This window comes from Clostridium sp. HBUAS56010 (assembly GCF_007115105.1).
Lineage (GTDB): Bacteria > Bacillota > Clostridia > Lachnospirales > Lachnospiraceae > Lacrimispora.
In genome coordinates this window covers 189595-206836 of sequence record NZ_SULJ01000003.1, presented here as the reverse complement: position 1 = coordinate 206836, position 17242 = coordinate 189595, and the positions used below count along the sequence as shown (strand labels likewise).

Below are 17242 nucleotides of genomic sequence, written 5' to 3'. Positions count from 1 at the left end.
TGGAATGATCCAAACCGACTTTTTTAATTAGTAGTTTTCAACTTTTCTTTCAAAATAAGCTTTCGGGTGAGCGCAGGTAGGACAGATCTCAGGAGCGTCTGGTCCTTCATGGATATATCCACAGTTGCGGCACTTCCAGCCAAGAGGAGCATCTCCTTTAAACGTCTTGTCATTTTTCAGACTGTCAAGAAGCTTTAAGTAGCGCTTTTCATGGGCAGCTTCCACCTTACCCACAAATTCAAATTTGAATGCCAGCTCTTCAAATCCCTCTTCTCTGGCTTCCTCAGCCATGCGTTTATACATGTCAGTCCATTCGTAATTCTCCCCTTCAGCAGCCGCTGCAAGGTTTTCCTCCATGGTTCCAATACCATGAAGTTCTTTAAACCACATCTTGGCATGTTCCTTTTCCTGGTCAGCAGTCTCTAAGTATAAGGCAGCCATCTGTTCGTAGCCAGCCTTTTTTGCCGCTGAGGCGAAAAAGGTATACTTGTTTCTTGCCATGGATTCCCCTGCAAAGGCATCCTTTAAGTTCTGTTCTGTTTTTGTTCCCGCATATTTTGACATATTGAACCCTCCTATAGACTCCTGTTAAATAGTAAACTTTAATTAACCAAAATATCTCTCTAATAAGCCCTTAAATGCTCTTCCGTGGCGAGCCTCATCTTTTGCCATCTCATGAACAGTATCATGGATTGCATCTAAGTTTAAAGCCTTTGCACGTTTTGCAAGATCAAACTTACCAGCAGTTGCGCCATTTTCCGCATCAACTCTCATCTCAAGGTTTTTCTTTGTGCTAGAGGTTACGCACTCGCCAAGTAACTCTGCAAACTTGGAAGCATGTTCTGCTTCTTCAAAAGCAGCTTTTTCGTAGTATAAACCAATCTCAGGATAGCCTTCTCTGTGAGCAGCTCTTGACATTGCAAGATACATTCCAACTTCGGAACACTCTCCTTCAAAGTTTGCCCTTAAATCCTTCATAATATCCTCTGGAGAACCCTGAGCAACGCCGATTTCATGTTCGCATGCCCATGTCATCTCGCCTTCCTGTAACTTGAACTTCTCAGATCCAGCTTTACAGATTGGGCAGAATTCAGGAGCTGCCTCTCCCTCGTGAACGTAACCGCATACAGTACAAACCCATTTTTTCATGATTCATGTCTCCTTTATTATAAATTTAATTTTCTGCGTGTAGTAATTGATAACAGTAATAATTACTGATATTAATTTAGCATATTTTTTGTCTTGTGTCAAGTCTAATTAAGAATTATTTCTCAAACAGTGTTCACAGGTTCCATGGAAATAGATGGTGTGGCTTTCGATCTGTCCCTCCGCATGTTTCTGGGCCAGTTGGTTAATCTCTTCCATAGGGGGTAACCGCAGATCACAGACCTGCCCGCATGTCTTGCATACAAAATGGTAGTGTGGTGATGTGTCAGCATCAAAGTGGTCGGCACCGTCTCCGCATGTCAGCTTCTTGATCTCCCCAAGCTCAACAAGAAGATTTAAGTTCCGGTATACGGTTCCGAGGCTGATATTGGGGTATTCTTCGCGGATAGAGGTGTATAGAGCGTCGGCAGTCGGATGATCGTGTCTTGCCATCAGACAAGCTTTAATGGATTCCCTTTGACGGCTATACTTTAATGTTTTCATGGCCGCTCCCTTTCTATAACGATAATTATATTAGTAATTGTTACTATTTAATAATAGTAGATTCCATCCGCTTTGTCAATGTATTGTTAAAAACTGTCAGATGTTTTCTTTGGCAATTCTTATGAACTCTTTTGTTGCCTGGGATAAGTATCTGCCCTTGTGGCAGCCGAATGCCAGAACACCGTGGCTGCGGCTGTAATTTAAAGAATAATAATTCAGCCCGTATTTTCTGGCAGTACCGTTAACCGCATCCGTTCCGTCTGGAACAAACATTCTGGGATAAAACGTGATTCCCATACCTTTTGCAGCCAGTGCCAGTACGGTCTCAATGTTCTCTGTCTCCAGCAGAATCGCAGGACTTAACTGGGCATCCTCAAAAATCTCATCAGCAATGGTTCTTACCCGGTTCCCCTTATGGATCAGAAGGTAGGGGCAGTCTTTTAAAAGCTGGATGTCCGGAGAATGTTCTAACTGTTTTTTAATCTCTTCCTGTTTTCCTGGAAAATAGGTATCCAGAATCTGATCTGGAATCACAAGCAGAATCTCTTCTTCACAGATAGGAACCGTCTCTACATTCTCTGCTTTAAATGGAAGAAGGTCAATCAGCAGATCAATCTCTCCGTGAATCAGGGCAGAACTCAGTTCCGACGAATTGCCTTCTACCAGATGAAGTTCTATATTGGGAAACTTTTCCCGGTAGGCAGGTAAAATGGCTGGAAGAAGGAAGCGTCCCCTGGTATGGGAAACTCCAATGGAAAGCTGTCCTGTTGTAAAATCTTTAATATCTGCCAGTTCCCGGTATGTCTCATCCTTTAAATCCAGAAGCTCTTTTGCTCTCTGTTTTAAGGAACGTCCTGCATAAGTCAGAGTAAGAGGCATGGTACGGTTAAAAAGCTGAACCCCAAACTCCTTTTCCATGTTGGAAATGTGGTTGCTTAAAGACTGCTGGGATATATAAAGCCGTCTGGCGGCGCGGGTGATATTTAACTCCTCCGCAACAGCAAGGAAATATTCAAGGTTTAAAAAGTTGATCATAAATAAGCCTCCAGCTTTGGAATAAAGGGGAGGATATGGTCTATGGAACCATTTACAATCAGTTCTCTTGGAAAATCAACTTCCTCAATCAGATCCCAGGCTCTTTTGTGATTCCCCACATCAGCCTCCACATGAGCATCGCTGTTTATGACAATATGGGTTTTATAATGTCTGCACCGCTCCAGCATGATGAGGTAGTTGTCTCTTGCGTTTTTTCTGCCGCTGAAGGGGTGGAGGGAGCTTGCATTGACTTCTAAAAGAGTATGGTTCTCAGCGGCTGCGGCTGCAAGAGTATCGTAATCAATGGGAAAACGGGCGTCATCGGGATGTCCGATAATATGGATCAGAGGATTCTCAATTGCCCCCACATAGGCACTGGTATTCTGAGCCATGGTTCCGTTTTTATAGCAAGGTTCATGAATGCTTGCAACTCCATAATCCAGACGCTCCAGAAGACCTTTTCTCAAGTCTACGCTTCCCTTATAATCGGTAATGTTCAGTTCTGAACCCATGAGAATCTGAACGCCGAAAAGCTTCCTTGGAATGACCTTAAAGTTTATAAAATAAAACTCGTGGCAGGTTCCTGGCATCTTAGGAGCGTGATCCGTGGATCCGAACAGGGCGAGTCCTTTTTCAGAAGCTGATTTTGCCATTTCGTATAAGGTGTTGTACGCATGTCCACTGGCAATGGTATGGGTATGCAGATCCATTATGTCATTCATTTTCTTATCCTTTCTCAATTGCAGCCCGGCTAAAAATATATTCCGGGGATCATTTCCATATAAATCAAATATATCATACTTTTCACCGGAAAACTATAGCAATATGGGGCTGGATGTGTTAAATATATAGTTAGATTTTATACAAAAAACAAGATTTTATGAATGGAGGAAGTTTGCATGAGCCAGGAGCAGAGAGAAACAGAATTATTAGAAGAAAAAGTAGAGAGCATGGACGATTACAAGGAAGAACTGGAAGCGTCTTACCGGCGGGTGAAAAAAGGTGATGTACTGACCGGGACCGTTGTGAATGTAACCGATGACATGATTTTGCTGGATTTGAAGTACTTTGCCCAGGGAATGATCCGTAAAGAGGATATGAACGCTGATCCGGATTACCATCTTGTTGAGGAGGTAAAGGCAGGGGAAGAGATTACAGCCATTGTCTTGGAAGCCGATGATGGAGAGGGGAATGTGCTCTTATCTGCAAAACTTCTAGGCGATCAGAAGGCATGGGAGAAATTCGACACCTTATTAAAGGAACGAACGGTTGTTCCGGTGAAGATCACAGAGATTGTAAAGGGCGGTGCCGTAGCTTATCTGGAGGGCGTACGGGGATTTATTCCTGCTTCCAGGCTGGCAGCCCATTATGTGGAGGACTTAAACGAATATCTGGGTAAGACCATTGATGTAACGGTAATCACTGCCGAAGAAGAGAATCACAAGCTGATCCTTTCCGGTAAGGAACCTGCCCAGTTAAAACAAAAAGAAGAGCAGAACAAGGAGATTGCCAAATGCGAGACAGGCGCCATCATGGCTGGAACGGTTGAAACCATCAAAGATTACGGTGCTTTTGTTAATCTTGAAAATGGTCTGACAGGGCTTTTGCATATTTCCCAGATCAGCAGCCAGAGAATCAAGCATCCGGGTGCAGTGTTAAAGGAAGGGCAGAAGGTCCGGGTTAAGATTTTGTCCACTGCAGATCATAAGATCAGTTTGAGTATGAAGGCAATAGAAGAGGAAGATGAACTGAAAGAAGAAATTTATGATTATCAGGAAAGCGGGACTGCTTCCACTGGTTTATCTTCTTTATTAAAAGGATTAAAATTTTAGAAACTGAGGAAAAAACATATAAAACATCGGGTATTTGTGGTATAATGCCAATGTGGGCGGGGGCTGTTCGGTGACGGGTGCTCCTGCCCATACTGACCCGTATACGGGTGAAGGAGAGGGGGAATGAGGAATGAATTTTCCCAGTTCATTTAACCAGGTTGACCAATGGAAATCCGTGATGTTTTTGTATGATTCAGCATTAAAAGAGATCAGTACAAAGATTGAGATTCTTAATAATGAATTTGTCCATATTTACAACTATAATCCCATTGAACATGTTAAGTCCAGGCTGAAGACGCCGGACAGCATTGTTAAAAAATTAAAGCGTTACGGTTTTGACGTAACGATAGAGAATATGGTGGAGAAGTTAAGTGACATTGCAGGGATACGGATTATCTGTTCCTTTACATCTGATATTTATGAGATTGCCCAGATGATAGCCAGGCAAAGTGATGTAACGGTACTTTATGTAAAGGATTATATCGAGAATCCCAAGCCAAACGGTTATAAAAGCTATCACATGGTGGTAACCATTCCCATCTATCTGACTGATGGACCGGTAGACACCAAGGTGGAGATCCAGATCAGAACGGTTGCCATGGACTTCTGGGCAAGCCTGGAGCATAAGATCTATTATAAATTTGAAGGCAACGCGCCGGCGTATCTGCAGCAGGAGTTAAAGGCATGTGCTGATGTGGTGAATATGCTGGATGCGAAGATGTTTTCTCTAAATGAGGCGATTCTGGAGCTGAGTGAGGCAAAGCAGAAGGAGGATGAAGAAGAATAAAGAAGGTTATCCTATGAGCACATTAACAAAAGACACTTTAAAGATACTTAAATATAACCGGAAGAATGGGCTTTTATTTGCACTTCTGTTTCGTCTGGTAACAACACCGCTGTATGTATTTGCTTTGGATAAAGGGTTATTATCTGCCCTTCATATGGCCGGCTACAGTTATCTGACAGGTGCCAATATCGGTAATTTTCTGCTGAGACCCTGGACCGTGCTGATTCTGTTTTTTCTGGCATTTCTTGGAGTTTTGATCCTGACATTTGAAGCGGGCTGTCTGCTTACTTTTTATCAGGGCATTTATTATACCAGGAAGTTAACGCCCTGGGAGATACTGGCTGGAGGTTTTTTGAAACTTCTTGATGAAATCCGCAGGAAAAACTGGCGTCTGGGACTTCTGATATTGGCAAACAGTACGTTTGCCAATCTGTACCTGATCTATCGTTTTTTTTCCCGTATAAAACCTTTGAATTTTGTCATGTCGGAAGTTTTAGGGCAGACACCGGGAAAGGTCTGTCTGGCTTTGTTTGTACTTTTGCTGCTTCTGATAGTGGTGCCCGGGCTTTATACGTTTCATGCCTGTATGGTGGAACAAAAGAATTTTCGGGACGGCTATTTAAGAAGCTGGTGGCTGATCAGGCATAGAATCCCCAAGGTCACGGCTGTGATGGCAGTTTATTATCTGGCCTTTATGGCGTTTTTTAAGCTGGCGTATTCGTTCTGCGTGTTGATAGCAGCACTTTCCATCACACTTTTTACTGACAACCGGCTTGCTCTTGCCCTGTTGCCGGCGGCATGCGGCAGAATTGAACTGGTACTTCTCTTTTTCTGCAGTATACTGCTTACGGTTGGGAATTATGGGGCTTTAAGTGTCCAGTATTTTCAATTTACCAGCAAACGGCTGAAAAGGTCCGGGAATATTCTGGATTCGGGAACCAGGTTTGCCAACCGGCGGCTGGCGGGAGTTTCCATTGGAGCCGCTGCCTTGTTCAGTCTCTTTATCTTATTCCAGGTGGTTCACAATGGCTCTGTCATTACAGAAGGACTTTTAAGTCCCGTTCAGATCACCGCTCACAGGGGCAGTTCCAGAGAAGCACCGGAGAACACCATGGCAGCCATTAAAAAGGCGGTGGATGATCTGGCGGACTATGTGGAGATTGATGTACAGGAGACAGAAGACGGTGTGGTGGTTCTGGGTCATGATTCCACCCTGAAACGAGTTGCCGGAGTGAACCGGACAATTGGCTCTTATTCCTTTGAGGAACTGCAAAAGCTTGATGTGGGAAGCTGGTTCTCCCATGAATACGCAGGAGAGAAGATTCCGTCTCTGGAAGAGGTAATGACATTCTGCAAGGGTAAGATCAATATTAACATTGAGATTAAGAATGCAGGAAGCAGAAGCCTTCTTCCTGAAAAGGTTGCAGTTTTGATTGACCAGTACCAGATGAATGAGCAGTGCGTGGTCACTTCCACCCGGTTCTCCTATTTAACCAGGATTAAGAACTTTGATAGGAAGATACGCACCGGGTATATTATTTCAGCGGCCTATGGTAATTATTATTCCAGTGACGATATTGATTTCGTCAGCCTGCGTTCCAGTTTTGTAAATGAGAAGCTGGTAGAAGCGGCACATTTAAGAGGAAAGGCCATACATGCGTGGACAGTGAACAGCAAAAGTGAAATGGAGCGGATGAAGATGCTTTCTGTTGACAACATTATTACAGACTATCCGGTGCTTACCAGACAGATCGTGTACCGGGAAGAGTCAACGGAGAATCTTCTGGAATATTTAAGGCTGGTATTAAAATAGATGGTGATAATACATGCCGGGTTTTATTTTGACCCGGCAGGATTAAGAATGGAGGCATTAAGAATGGACAAAACAAAAGGACAGTTATTACAGGAAGAGTTGACCTTCCGTTTTCCCCACATTGGAAAAGAAGCGCCAGAACAGATGCAGGAAGCGGAGATGTTCTGTGAAGGATATAAGAAATTCCTGGACAATGGTAAGACCGAGCGGGAATGTGTAAGAGAAGCAGTGGCCATGCTGGAGATGCAGGGTTATATTCCATTTGCAGCAGGAAAGAATTACAAGCCAGGGGATAAGGTATATTATGTAAATCGGAATAAAGCCATTATTGCCACCACATTTGGAAAGGAAAGTCTGGAAAAGGGCGTCCGGATTAATGGAGCCCATATTGATTCTCCAAGGCTTGATTTAAAACCTAATCCAGTATATGAAAAGAATGATCTGGCCTATTTTAAGACCCATTATTACGGTGGAATCCGCAAATACCAGTGGGGAACCACTCCGTTAGCCATGCACGGTGTTTTCGTAAAGAAGAACGGAGAAGTGGTGGAAGTGAATATCGGAGAAAAAGAGGGCGAACCGGTATTATGTGTTACAGACCTGCTTCCCCATCTGGCAGCCGACCAGAATGAGAGAAAGTTAAGAGATGGATTAAAGGGAGAAGAACTGAATGTTGTAATCGGCTCCATTCCTTTTGTAGATGAGGCGGAATTAAAAGATCCGGTAAAGCTTCTGGCATTAAACGTGCTTCATGACCGGTATGGAGTTACGGAGGCAGATTTTTTAAGGGCAGAGATTGAACTTGTTCCGGCTCAGAAAGCCTGTGATGTGGGACTTGACCGAAGCATGATTGGTGCTTATGGACAAGATGACAGAGTCTGTGCCTATACAGCCCTCATGGCTGAGATTGATGCGGTTATGCCTCAGTATACTACGGTTACCGTTCTTGCAGACAAGGAAGAGATTGGTTCTGATGGCAATACCGGATTGAATTCAGATTTTGTACTTCACTATATTGAAGATCTGGCTGAGCTCTCAGGCGTTGCGGTACGAACTGTTCTGCGCAATTCCATCTGCCTGTCCTCTGATGTGAATGCAGCCTATGACCCTACCTTTTCCCAGGTTTACGAGGAACGCAATTCCTGTTTTATGAATAAGGGCTGTGTTCTCACCAAATATACAGGAGTAAGGGGAAAAGGCGGTTCCAATGATGCCAGTGCAGAACTGATGGCAAAGGTCATTGCCATGATGGAAGAAGAAGGCGTATACTGGCAGATCGGAGAGCTGGGAGCTGTGGATCAGGGCGGCGGCGGCACCATTGCCAAATATGTGGCTGCCATGGATGTGGATGTAGTAGATCTGGGCGTGCCCATTCTTTCCATGCACTCCCCCTTTGAATTATCAGCTAAGCTGGATGTATACAATACATATAAGGCATTTCGTGCATTTTATAAGTAAGATAGTTTGAAATATTTGTTAATTTCGGGAAAATGCTTTTTTTCGCCAGTCCGATATGATATAACTGACAAGAAGTGTTTTCCCGTTAATCATTATAATAGAAAGAAAAAGGATGGTATGATGAAGAAAATTTTTAAAGTTTGTATGTTGGGTCTGGTTGCTGCCACTCTTGTTTCCGGCTGTGGAAAGAAAGACACAAAGGAGACAAAAGAGGGAACTGCAACTGCGACAGAGGCAACGGAAGCTGCTGCTCCAGAGACTGCAGAAGTAAAAGATTTAAGCGATATTGACAATGGCAAGGTGACACTTGGGGAATATAAAGGAATTGAAGTAACAAAAGAACCCATTGAAGTGACGGACGAAGAGATCAGTCAGGCAATTGATAATGATTTAGCTGCCAAGTTAAAGACTGTTGATGTTGACCGGGAAGTAAAAGACGGCGATGTAGTCAACATCGACTATGTAGGAACCAAAGACGGCGTGGCATTTGATGGAGGAACCGCTAAGGGAGCTGATTTAACCATTGGTTCCAACCAGTTTATTGATGGATTTGAGGATGGACTGATCGGAGCAAAGAAAGGGGAGAAAGTTTCCCTTAATCTTACTTTCCCAGAGAGATACCAAAACGCAGACCTGGCAGGAAAAGCAGTTGTATTTGATGTAACGGTTAATGGGGTAAAAGAGAAGCAGAAACCAGAACTTAATGATGAATTTGTTAAAGAAAACACAAGCTTTAAGACGGTTGAAGAGTACAAAGAGAGTAAAAAACAGGATCTTTTAAAGAGCAAAGGTGACCAGGCGGATCAGAAAGTGAAGAATGATATCTACACAGCCATTGCCAATGATGCCAAGATTGAACCGGATCAGAAAGCCATTGATGCCAACTATGAGAATCTTATTGCCACATACACCAACCAGGCAGCCAACTATGGTCTGGATTTTGCGACATTTGTTGGTGCTTTTACCGGAATGAACGAAGAAGACTTTAAAAACACCATGAAGGCTCAGGCAGAAGAGATTGTAAAACAGAGACTTGTAGTTTCTGCAATCGCAGACAAAGAAGAGATTAAGGTAACAGACGATGACCGGAAAGAGGTTGCCGATCAGTTGGGTTATGAAAGTGCTGAAAAATTAATAGAAGCAGAGACAAAATATGCGGTAGATGATTTTATTATGAATCAGAAAGTCATGGATTTCCTGACTGAAAATGCGGTAATCAAATAATAATTTTACGACAGGGGGAACCTTTATGCAGCTTTTAAAGGACAGAATACGGAGGGATGGCAAGATCAAGTCCGGTGATGTATTAAAAGTAGACAGTTTTTTGAATCACCAGATGGATATCAAGCTGTTTGTTGAGATTGGAAAAGAGTTTAAGAAACGCTTTGCTGGCTGTGAAGTCAACAAGATCTTAACCATTGAGGCCTCCGGAATCGGAATCGCCTGTATCGTTGCCCAGTACTTTGATGTGCCGGTGGTATTTGCAAAAAAATCTAAGACAAAGAACATCGCAGGAGATGTTTATACGACTCAGGTGGAATCTTTCACCCACGGAAGGACTTATGATGTAATGGTGTCCAGGGAATTCCTTGGGGCAGAAGATAAAGTTCTTTTAATTGATGATTTCCTTGCCAATGGTAAGGCGTTAGAAGGGCTTGCAGCCATTGTAAAGGAGTCCGGGGCACAGTTGGTTGGTGCCGGCATTGTCATTGAAAAAGGCTTCCAGCCGGGAGGAGACCGTCTCAGAGCCGAAGGCATCAAGGTAGAGTCTCTTGCTATTGTGGAGCAGATGGATGAAACGACAGGTACAATTTGCTTTCGAGGTGACCAATGAGAAATAGACATAAGGCGCTGTTTTTTGATATAGATGGCACATTGCTTTCTGAAATTAACGGGAATGTACCCGATAGCGCAAAAGAAGCAATTTTCCAGGCTCGCAAAAAAGGTCATCTGGTATTTATTAATACTGGACGGGCTTACAGCCTGATCGGTCCCATAGAAGAACTGATTGAAGTGGATGGATACTGCTGCGGATGCGGAACGCGTGTGGTAGCCGGAGATCAGATCTTGTACTCTTCTGTGATTCCCCATGAAAAGGGACAGCGGATCAAGAGGATTATTGCAGAGCATAAGTTAGATGGGATTTTAGAGGGGACCCAGGGATGTTATTTCCGGAAGGAAACCTCTTGGATGCCAAAAGTGGAGAAGATGAAGGCCAGAATGCGGGATAATGGCTTAGTCTCTTCTTATGGCTGGGATGAGGACTGTTATGAATTTGATAAGTTCTGTGTTTTCCGGGATGAAAACAGCGATATGGAAGGATTTTCAAAGGCATTGGGAGAAGACTTCGATATCATAGACCGTGGTGGTGACTTCTATGAATGTGTACCAGCAGGATTTTCAAAGGCGACAGGAATTAAACTGGTGATGAAGCATTATGGAATTGATCTGGAAGATGTTTATGTGTTTGGAGACAGCACCAATGATTTATCCATGTTTCAGTTTGCAAAAAATTGTGTCCTCATGGGACATCACAGCGTGGAACTGGAACCTTATGCTACATTTTTTACAAAGAACGTGGAAGATGACGGAGTGGCATATGCCATGGAGGAGTTAGGGTTAATATAGGTTGAAAAAGGGTTTGTCTGATTATTTTTAGATAATAAGAGTGTAATTGTCATGGTGTAATGCGGTGCCCTGACAATTACACTTATTTTTTTAGCCCAGAGTATATACACTATTGTTTATTTAGTAGAAAGAGAGAAAAGAATACTCCTTGCCACACTAATCCCATTGGCAGAAGCCTGCTGGAGCCCACGGGTTACAGAAGCCCCGTCACCAATAGCCCGTAATCCCTCCACACTGGTTTCAAAGTCCTGATTTACTACAACTTTATTTGAGTAAAACTTTACCTCAACACCATACAGGAGTGTTTCATCGCTGGCAATCCCTGGTGTGACTTTATCCAGAGCCAGCAGCATTTCTTTTATGTCAACCATGATCCGGTGAGGAAATACCAAAGACAGATCACCAGGAACCGCATCTTTTAATGTGGGGATCAGGTTATTTCTGCATAGCCGTTCCTCTGTGGTACGCCGTCCTCTTTGGAAATCCCCAAAGGTCTGCACAAGGATTCTTCCATCACAAAGCATGTTACTCAACTGTGCGATATGCTTTCCGTATTCAATTGGAGTTTTAAACGGTTTGGTAAAATTCTTGGACACCAGAATGGCAAAGTTTGTATTGTTTGTTTTATATTCTTTTGATTTGTAAGCATGACCGTTTACAACAGCAAGCCCGTTCTCATAATATTCTGTAGCAACTTCTCCGGAAGGATTGGTGCAGAATGTACGCACTTTATCATCAAAGGTCGGAGTATAGTAAACAAGTTTTGCTTCATATAAATTCTTGTTTAAAAACTCCATCACCTCATCCCGGACCTCAACCCGGACTCCGATATCAACGGTTCCAACCATGGTTTCTATGCCATGATTGTTACAGATATGGCTGAACCAGTCGGAACCTTCCCGCCCGATGGCAGAAACGATTTCTCCGGCAAGGAATGTCTCATCGTGATCCGTCATCACACCAGTTGCCCGGTTTCCTTCAATCAGGATATCCTTAACCATCGTGTTAAACTTCATCTCAACCCCCATTGCCAGCAGGTGTTCCTGAAGCCGGGTATAGATTTTATAACCTTCCTCCGTACCTAAGTGACGGATGGGACATTCAATCAGTTTTAAATTTGCATTGATGGCTTTCCGGCGGATCTCTTCGATTTCCTTTTGTTTATCCACACCATAGACATTCTCATCTGCACCAAATTTCAGGTAGATGTTATCAGATTCCTTTAACAATTCCACCGTCTTGTCGTATCCTAAGATCTCAGGCAGATTCCCGCCTACATCCGGAGACAGGGAAAGCTTTCCGTCAGAAAATGCTCCGGCTCCTGCAAATCCGGTTGTAATGGAACACGGCTTGCATCCCACACAGACTTTGGTGGTTCGCTTGGGACAGGTCCGGTTTTCAATGCGGCGTCCCTTTTCAATCATAAGAATCTTGAGTTCTGGTTTCTTCTCAATGAGCTCATAGGCGCAGAAAATGCCGGAAGGGCCTGCACCAATGATGATCACATCGTATTTTCCATTCGAATCTTTCATGAACATCACTCCTTTTTTCACCCGATAGTCAGCCGCTGCGTCATTGGGGAGACAGGCGCAACGATATTATTTTATCATAATGGGAAGATTGGTGGCAAGGGCTGGCATAAAAACTTCATAATATAAAATAAAATCCTTTCCCTTTACATCTTTTGGCGGAACTGATAAAATAATAGAAACAGCGTTAGACCCCGGTAAGGGAAATCTAACGCTTTTCGGGCGTTTTAAAGCCAGAACAGTCATGAATTGTAAATACAGTTAATATAGACAATAATAAGGAGAATCTTCATGTTTATCATCGCAGGATTAGGAAACCCGACCAGGGAATATGAAAAGACCAGACACAATGTAGGCTTTGAAGCCATTGATGTTCTGGCGGACAAACTTGGAATCAGTGTAACAGATAAAAAGCACAGGGCATTCTGCGGTATGGGAATGGTGGGAACAGAAAAGGTAATTCTGTCCAAACCACAGACTTATATGAATTTAAGCGGCGAAAGTATTGGAGCCATGGCAGATTATTATAAGGTGGAACCAGATCATGTTATCGTCATTTGTGATGATATTAATCTGGAAGAGGGACAGCTCAGAATTCGGACCAAAGGAAGTGCCGGCGGACATAATGGGCTTAAAAATATTATCAGCCATCTGGGGACCCAGGAATTTATAAGGATCCGGGTAGGTGTGGGAGAAAAACCCAAAGAGATGGATCTGGCAGATTATGTCCTTGGCCGTTTTCCCAAAGATCAGGAAGCGGTTATGGAAGAAGCTTACCATGATGCTGCAACAGCCGCTGTTATGCTGATTACAGATGGAGCCGATCAGGCGATGAATCATTTCAATAAAAAGAAATAAGGAGACCTCATGAGCGGACTATTTGAAAAACCATTGTGGGAGCTGAAAGATTTTGAAGATCTTGCAAAGGACATAGAAAAAAAGGCCGGACCAATGGCGGCCAGCGGCTGCATGGATTCCCAGAAAGTTCATCTGATGTATGAAGCGGCAAAAAGTGCAGATTTAAAGCTGGTGGTGACTTATGACGATACCAGGGCCAGGGAAATCTATGAAGATTTAAGTTTCTTTGATTCCGATGTATGGCTTTATCCCGCCAGGGATCTTCTCTTTTTTAATGCAGATATTCATGGAAATCTGTTAACCAAACAGCGAATGACCGTGTTCCGGCATCTGATGGAACAGACTTCCGGCTGGGTGATAACCACCATCGACGGACTTATGGACCATCTGCTTCCGCTTTCGGCATTAAAGGAGCAGGTATTGCCCGTAAAAAGCGGCCAGACCATTGATATTGAAAAGTGGAAAAAGCATCTGGCAGAGCTGGGCTATGAGCGGATGGCGCAGGTAGATGGTATGGGACAGTTTTCCATCCGGGGCGGAATTATTGATGTGTTTCCGCTGACAGAGGAACTTCCTGTCCGTATAGAACTCTGGGATGATGAGGTGGATTCCATCCGTACCTTTGACCTTGAGAGTCAGCGTTCCATCGAACAACTGGAAGAAATTAATATTTATCCGGCATCGGAGATGGTGCTGACCAAAGAACGGCTGGAAGAAGGTATGGATTCCATCCAAAAAGAAGTAAAAAAATATGAAAAGGATTTGAGAGGCCAGTCAAAGATTGAAGAAGCCGCCAGAATTCGTTCCATTATCAATGAGCTTTTAGAAGGATTGAAGGAAGGGTACAAGCAGCAGGGGCTTGACGGATACATTCATTATTTCTGTCCGGACAGCGTTTCTTTTTTAGACTACTTTAAAAAGGACCATACCGTTTTATTCATTGACGAACCGGAGCGCCTAAAGGAAAAGGGCGAAACCGTAGAAATGGAATTTAGGGAAAGTATGATACATCGTCTGGATAACGGGTATCTTCTTCCGGGGCAGACCGGACTTCTTTTTCCTGCAAAGGAAATGCTGGCAGCAGTTCAGACCAGAACAACCGTTTATTTAACCGGTCTGGAACAGAAGCTTTCCGGTTTTGCAGTGAAAAACCGTTATAGTTTTCAGGTAAAGAATGTAAGCGCTTACCAAAATGGATTTGAACTGCTGATCAAAGATCTGACCAGGTGGAAAAAGGAAGGGTATCGCATTATCCTTCTGTCAGCATCCCGAACAAGAGCCAGCCGTCTGGCAGGAGATTTGCGGGAATATGATTTACGGGCATATTGTCCTGCGGATGAGGAAGAGCGGGATGTAAAACCAGGCGAGATTCTTGTTACCTATGGAAAACTCCACCGTGGATTTGAATATCCTCTGATTAAATTCATTGTTATTACAGAAGGGGATATGTTTGGAGGGGAGAAAAAGAAACGCAAACGGAAAAAGGCAGCCTATGAAGGAACTAAAATCCATAACTTTGCGGAACTGTCCATTGGCGACTATGTGGTGCATGAAGATCATGGACTTGGTGTTTACCGGGGAATTGAAAAGATTGAACAGGACGGGGTTATTAAAGATTATTTAAAAGTGGAGTATGCGGACAACGGCAATCTTTATCTTCCTGCAACCAGACTGGACGGAATTCAGAAGTATGCTGGTGCAGAAGTCAAAAAACTCAAATTAAACCGTCTTGGCGGAGATCAGTGGAACAAGACAAAGACCCGGGTCAAAGGTGCGGTGAAAGAGATTGCAAAAGATCTGGTTATGCTGTATGCGGCAAGGCAGCAGACTCATGGATTTGAGTATGGACCCGATACGGTCTGGCAAAGAGAGTTTGAAGAGATGTTTCCATATGAGGAAACAGAAGACCAGTGGGATGCCATTGAGTCAACGAAAAAGGATATGGAAAGCAAAAAAATCATGGACCGTTTAATCTGCGGAGATGTTGGTTACGGAAAGACCGAGATCGCCCTTCGTGCCGCTTTTAAGGCAGTGCAGGATGGAAAACAGGTGGTCTATCTGGTTCCCACCACCATACTGGCGCAGCAGCACTACCATACCTTTGCCCAGAGAGTCAAAGATTTTCCTGTCCGGGTAGATTTAATGTCCAGGTTCCGTACTCCCAGCCAGGTGAAAAAAACGGTGGAAGATTTAAGCCGTGGTCTGGTGGATATTGTTATTGGTACTCACCGGGTTCTCTCCAAGGATATTAAATTTAAAGATCTGGGACTTCTTATTATTGACGAAGAACAGCGGTTTGGCGTAACACACAAGGAAAAGATCAAACAGTTAAAAGATGATGTGGACGTACTTACACTGACCGCCACTCCCATTCCAAGAACGCTTCATATGAGTCTGGTGGGTATCCGTGATATGAGTGTTCTGGAGGAGCCTCCTGTGGACCGTATGCCCATTCAGACCTATGTCATGGAGCATAACGATGAGATGGTCCGGGAAGCCATTCACCGGGAACTTTCCAGGGGAGGACAGGTTTATTATGTATATAACCGTGTCAACAACATTGATGAAGTGGCAAACCATATTGCAAAACTGGTGCCGGAAGCCAATGTTACCTTTGCGCATGGACAGATGCGGGAACATGAGCTGGAAAGAATTATGTTTGATTTTGTAAATGGAGAAATTGATGTGCTGGTTTGTACCACCATTATTGAGACTGGTCTTGATATCCCCAACGCCAACACGATGATCATACAGGATGCGGACCGCATGGGACTGTCCCAGCTTTATCAGCTCCGTGGGCGTGTGGGACGTTCCAGCCGCATATCTTATGCGTTTTTAATGTATAAACGTGATAAAATGCTAAAGGAAGAAGCGGAAAAACGCCTTCAGGCGATCCGGGAATTTACAGAGCTTGGTTCCGGTATTAAGATCGCCATGCGGGATTTAGAGATCCGGGGTGCCGGCAATGTATTAGGAGCGGAACAGCATGGTCATATGGAGGCGGTTGGATATGATCTTTACTGCAAGCTCTTAAATCAGGCGGTTTTAGAGTTAAAAGGAGAACGCAAGGAAGAAGAGACCTACCAGACTGTGGTGGACTGCGATGTGGATGCTTACATTCCCACTTCCTATATTAAGAACGAATATCAGAAGCTTGACATATACAAGCGTATTTCCAGTATTGAGAATGAAGACGAATACATGGATATGCAGGATGAACTTATGGACCGTTTTGGGGATATACCAAAACCGGTTGATAACCTGTTAAAGGTTGCAGGCTTAAAAGCCCTGGCTCACAGTGCCTATGTGATAGAGGTGAATATCAACCGCCAGGAAATCCGTCTTACCATGTATAAAAATGCAAAGCTGAAAGTAGAGGGAATCCCGGCAATTGTGGAACAGTACCGTGGAGATCTGAAATTTATCATGGGAGAAGAACCAAGGTTTACCTACCTGGATCGAAAAAAGAATGCAACCACAGATGCCATGATGGATCAGGCAGAAGTAATTCTAAAACAGATAGCAGAATTATCTGATAGATGATAAAAAAACTCGATAATAAGTGTTTAAAATGAAGATTAACAATAAAAATCAGGGCTTAACTCTTTTTAAGGGTTGGTCCTGATTTTAAATTTTGGGAAAAATGGCAGAC

At 43.6% G+C, this 17242-nt stretch carries 15 protein-coding genes; 9 read left to right on the top strand and 6 right to left on the bottom strand.

The genetic code is table 11. From position 1 onward, the window contains the following. Window positions 1-27 precede the first annotated feature (27 nt). The 5 genes from rbr to FAY33_RS07615 form a co-directional block, all read right to left on the bottom strand. Window positions 28-564 (bottom strand): rubrerythrin, encoded by a 537-nt coding sequence (rbr, locus tag FAY33_RS07635; protein WP_143320377.1) that lies wholly within the window; start codon window positions 562-564, stop codon window positions 28-30. Window positions 565-606: 42 nt separating this feature from the next. Next, entirely contained in the window at window positions 607-1149 is a 543-nt protein-coding gene (locus tag FAY33_RS07630; RefSeq protein WP_143320376.1) for an NADH peroxidase, read from the bottom strand. Between the two features lie 108 nt (window positions 1150-1257). Beyond that, window positions 1258-1650, bottom strand: coding sequence for a transcriptional repressor (locus FAY33_RS07625; RefSeq protein WP_143320374.1), 393 nt, complete (start codon window positions 1648-1650; stop codon window positions 1258-1260). Between the two features lie 96 nt (window positions 1651-1746). Continuing rightward, complete coding sequence (locus FAY33_RS07620) at window positions 1747-2685, bottom strand: LysR family transcriptional regulator (protein WP_143320372.1); 939 nt, start codon at window positions 2683-2685, stop codon at window positions 1747-1749. Continuing rightward, a complete protein-coding gene (locus FAY33_RS07615; RefSeq protein ID WP_143320370.1) occupies window positions 2682-3407 on the bottom strand; it encodes a phosphatase in 726 nt (241 codons plus the stop codon). Before FAY33_RS07615 ends, FAY33_RS07620 begins: the two co-directional genes overlap by 4 nt. Before the next feature lie 177 nt (window positions 3408-3584). Between FAY33_RS07615 and FAY33_RS07610 the strand changes: the two genes are divergently transcribed. The 7 genes from FAY33_RS07610 to FAY33_RS07580 all read left to right on the top strand — a co-directional run bounded on the left by FAY33_RS07610 (window position 3585) and on the right by FAY33_RS07580 (window position 11203). Then, a complete protein-coding gene (locus FAY33_RS07610; RefSeq protein ID WP_143320368.1) occupies window positions 3585-4517 on the top strand; it encodes a S1 RNA-binding domain-containing protein in 933 nt (310 codons plus the stop codon). 130 nt (window positions 4518-4647) lie between these two features. Next, entirely contained in the window at window positions 4648-5304 is a 657-nt protein-coding gene (locus FAY33_RS07605) for a GTP pyrophosphokinase family protein (RefSeq protein WP_143320366.1), read from the top strand. A 13-nt stretch (window positions 5305-5317) separates the two neighbouring features. Next, window positions 5318-7117, top strand: coding sequence for a glycerophosphodiester phosphodiesterase family protein (locus FAY33_RS07600; RefSeq protein WP_143320364.1), 1800 nt, complete (start codon window positions 5318-5320; stop codon window positions 7115-7117). A gap of 63 nt (window positions 7118-7180) precedes the next feature. Beyond that, window positions 7181-8575 (top strand): aminopeptidase, encoded by a 1395-nt coding sequence (locus FAY33_RS07595; RefSeq protein ID WP_185967532.1) that lies wholly within the window; start codon window positions 7181-7183, stop codon window positions 8573-8575. 117 nt (window positions 8576-8692) lie between these two features. Next, window positions 8693-9799 (top strand): trigger factor, encoded by a 1107-nt coding sequence (tig, locus tag FAY33_RS07590; protein ID WP_243126646.1) that lies wholly within the window; start codon window positions 8693-8695, stop codon window positions 9797-9799. A gap of 25 nt (window positions 9800-9824) precedes the next feature. Beyond that, a complete protein-coding gene (locus FAY33_RS07585; RefSeq protein WP_143320360.1) occupies window positions 9825-10409 on the top strand; it encodes a xanthine phosphoribosyltransferase in 585 nt (194 codons plus the stop codon). Continuing rightward, complete coding sequence (locus FAY33_RS07580) at window positions 10406-11203, top strand: HAD family hydrolase (protein ID WP_143320358.1); 798 nt, start codon at window positions 10406-10408, stop codon at window positions 11201-11203. The genes FAY33_RS07585 and FAY33_RS07580 overlap by 4 nt, the downstream gene beginning before the upstream one ends. Before the next feature lie 116 nt (window positions 11204-11319). Here FAY33_RS07580 and FAY33_RS07575 read toward each other — a convergent pair whose 3' ends face one another. Next, window positions 11320-12735, bottom strand: a complete 1416-nt coding sequence (locus tag FAY33_RS07575) for an FAD-dependent protein (protein ID WP_143320356.1) — start codon at window positions 12733-12735, stop codon at window positions 11320-11322. A gap of 288 nt (window positions 12736-13023) precedes the next feature. On the opposite strand from FAY33_RS07575, the gene pth reads away from it, so the two are divergent. Then, window positions 13024-13590 (top strand): aminoacyl-tRNA hydrolase, encoded by a 567-nt coding sequence (pth, locus tag FAY33_RS07570; RefSeq protein ID WP_143320355.1) that lies wholly within the window; start codon window positions 13024-13026, stop codon window positions 13588-13590. Window positions 13591-13599: 9 nt separating this feature from the next. Next, a complete protein-coding gene (mfd, locus tag FAY33_RS07565) occupies window positions 13600-17133 on the top strand; it encodes a transcription-repair coupling factor (RefSeq protein ID WP_143320353.1) in 3534 nt (1177 codons plus the stop codon). Window positions 17134-17242: the final 109 nt, after the last annotated feature.

Coding starts and splice junctions, on each gene's coding strand:
- rbr (WP_143320377.1), bottom strand. CDS start 564: ATGTCAAAATATGCGGGAACAAAAACAGAACAGAACTTAAAGGATGCC.
- FAY33_RS07630 (WP_143320376.1), bottom strand. CDS start 1,149: ATGAAAAAATGGGTTTGTACTGTATGCGGTTACGTTCACGAGGGAGAG.
- FAY33_RS07625 (WP_143320374.1), bottom strand. CDS start 1,650: ATGAAAACATTAAAGTATAGCCGTCAAAGGGAATCCATTAAAGCTTGT.
- FAY33_RS07620 (WP_143320372.1), bottom strand. CDS start 2,685: ATGATCAACTTTTTAAACCTTGAATATTTCCTTGCTGTTGCGGAGGAG.
- FAY33_RS07615 (WP_143320370.1), bottom strand. CDS start 3,407: ATGAATGACATAATGGATCTGCATACCCATACCATTGCCAGTGGACAT.
- FAY33_RS07610 (WP_143320368.1), top strand. CDS start 3,585: ATGAGCCAGGAGCAGAGAGAAACAGAATTATTAGAAGAAAAAGTAGAG.
- FAY33_RS07605 (WP_143320366.1), top strand. CDS start 4,648: ATGAATTTTCCCAGTTCATTTAACCAGGTTGACCAATGGAAATCCGTG.
- FAY33_RS07600 (WP_143320364.1), top strand. CDS start 5,318: ATGAGCACATTAACAAAAGACACTTTAAAGATACTTAAATATAACCGG.
- FAY33_RS07595 (WP_185967532.1), top strand. CDS start 7,181: ATGGACAAAACAAAAGGACAGTTATTACAGGAAGAGTTGACCTTCCGT.
- tig (WP_243126646.1), top strand. CDS start 8,693: ATGATGAAGAAAATTTTTAAAGTTTGTATGTTGGGTCTGGTTGCTGCC.
- FAY33_RS07585 (WP_143320360.1), top strand. CDS start 9,825: ATGCAGCTTTTAAAGGACAGAATACGGAGGGATGGCAAGATCAAGTCC.
- FAY33_RS07580 (WP_143320358.1), top strand. CDS start 10,406: ATGAGAAATAGACATAAGGCGCTGTTTTTTGATATAGATGGCACATTG.
- FAY33_RS07575 (WP_143320356.1), bottom strand. CDS start 12,735: ATGAAAGATTCGAATGGAAAATACGATGTGATCATCATTGGTGCAGGC.
- pth (WP_143320355.1), top strand. CDS start 13,024: ATGTTTATCATCGCAGGATTAGGAAACCCGACCAGGGAATATGAAAAG.
- mfd (WP_143320353.1), top strand. CDS start 13,600: ATGAGCGGACTATTTGAAAAACCATTGTGGGAGCTGAAAGATTTTGAA.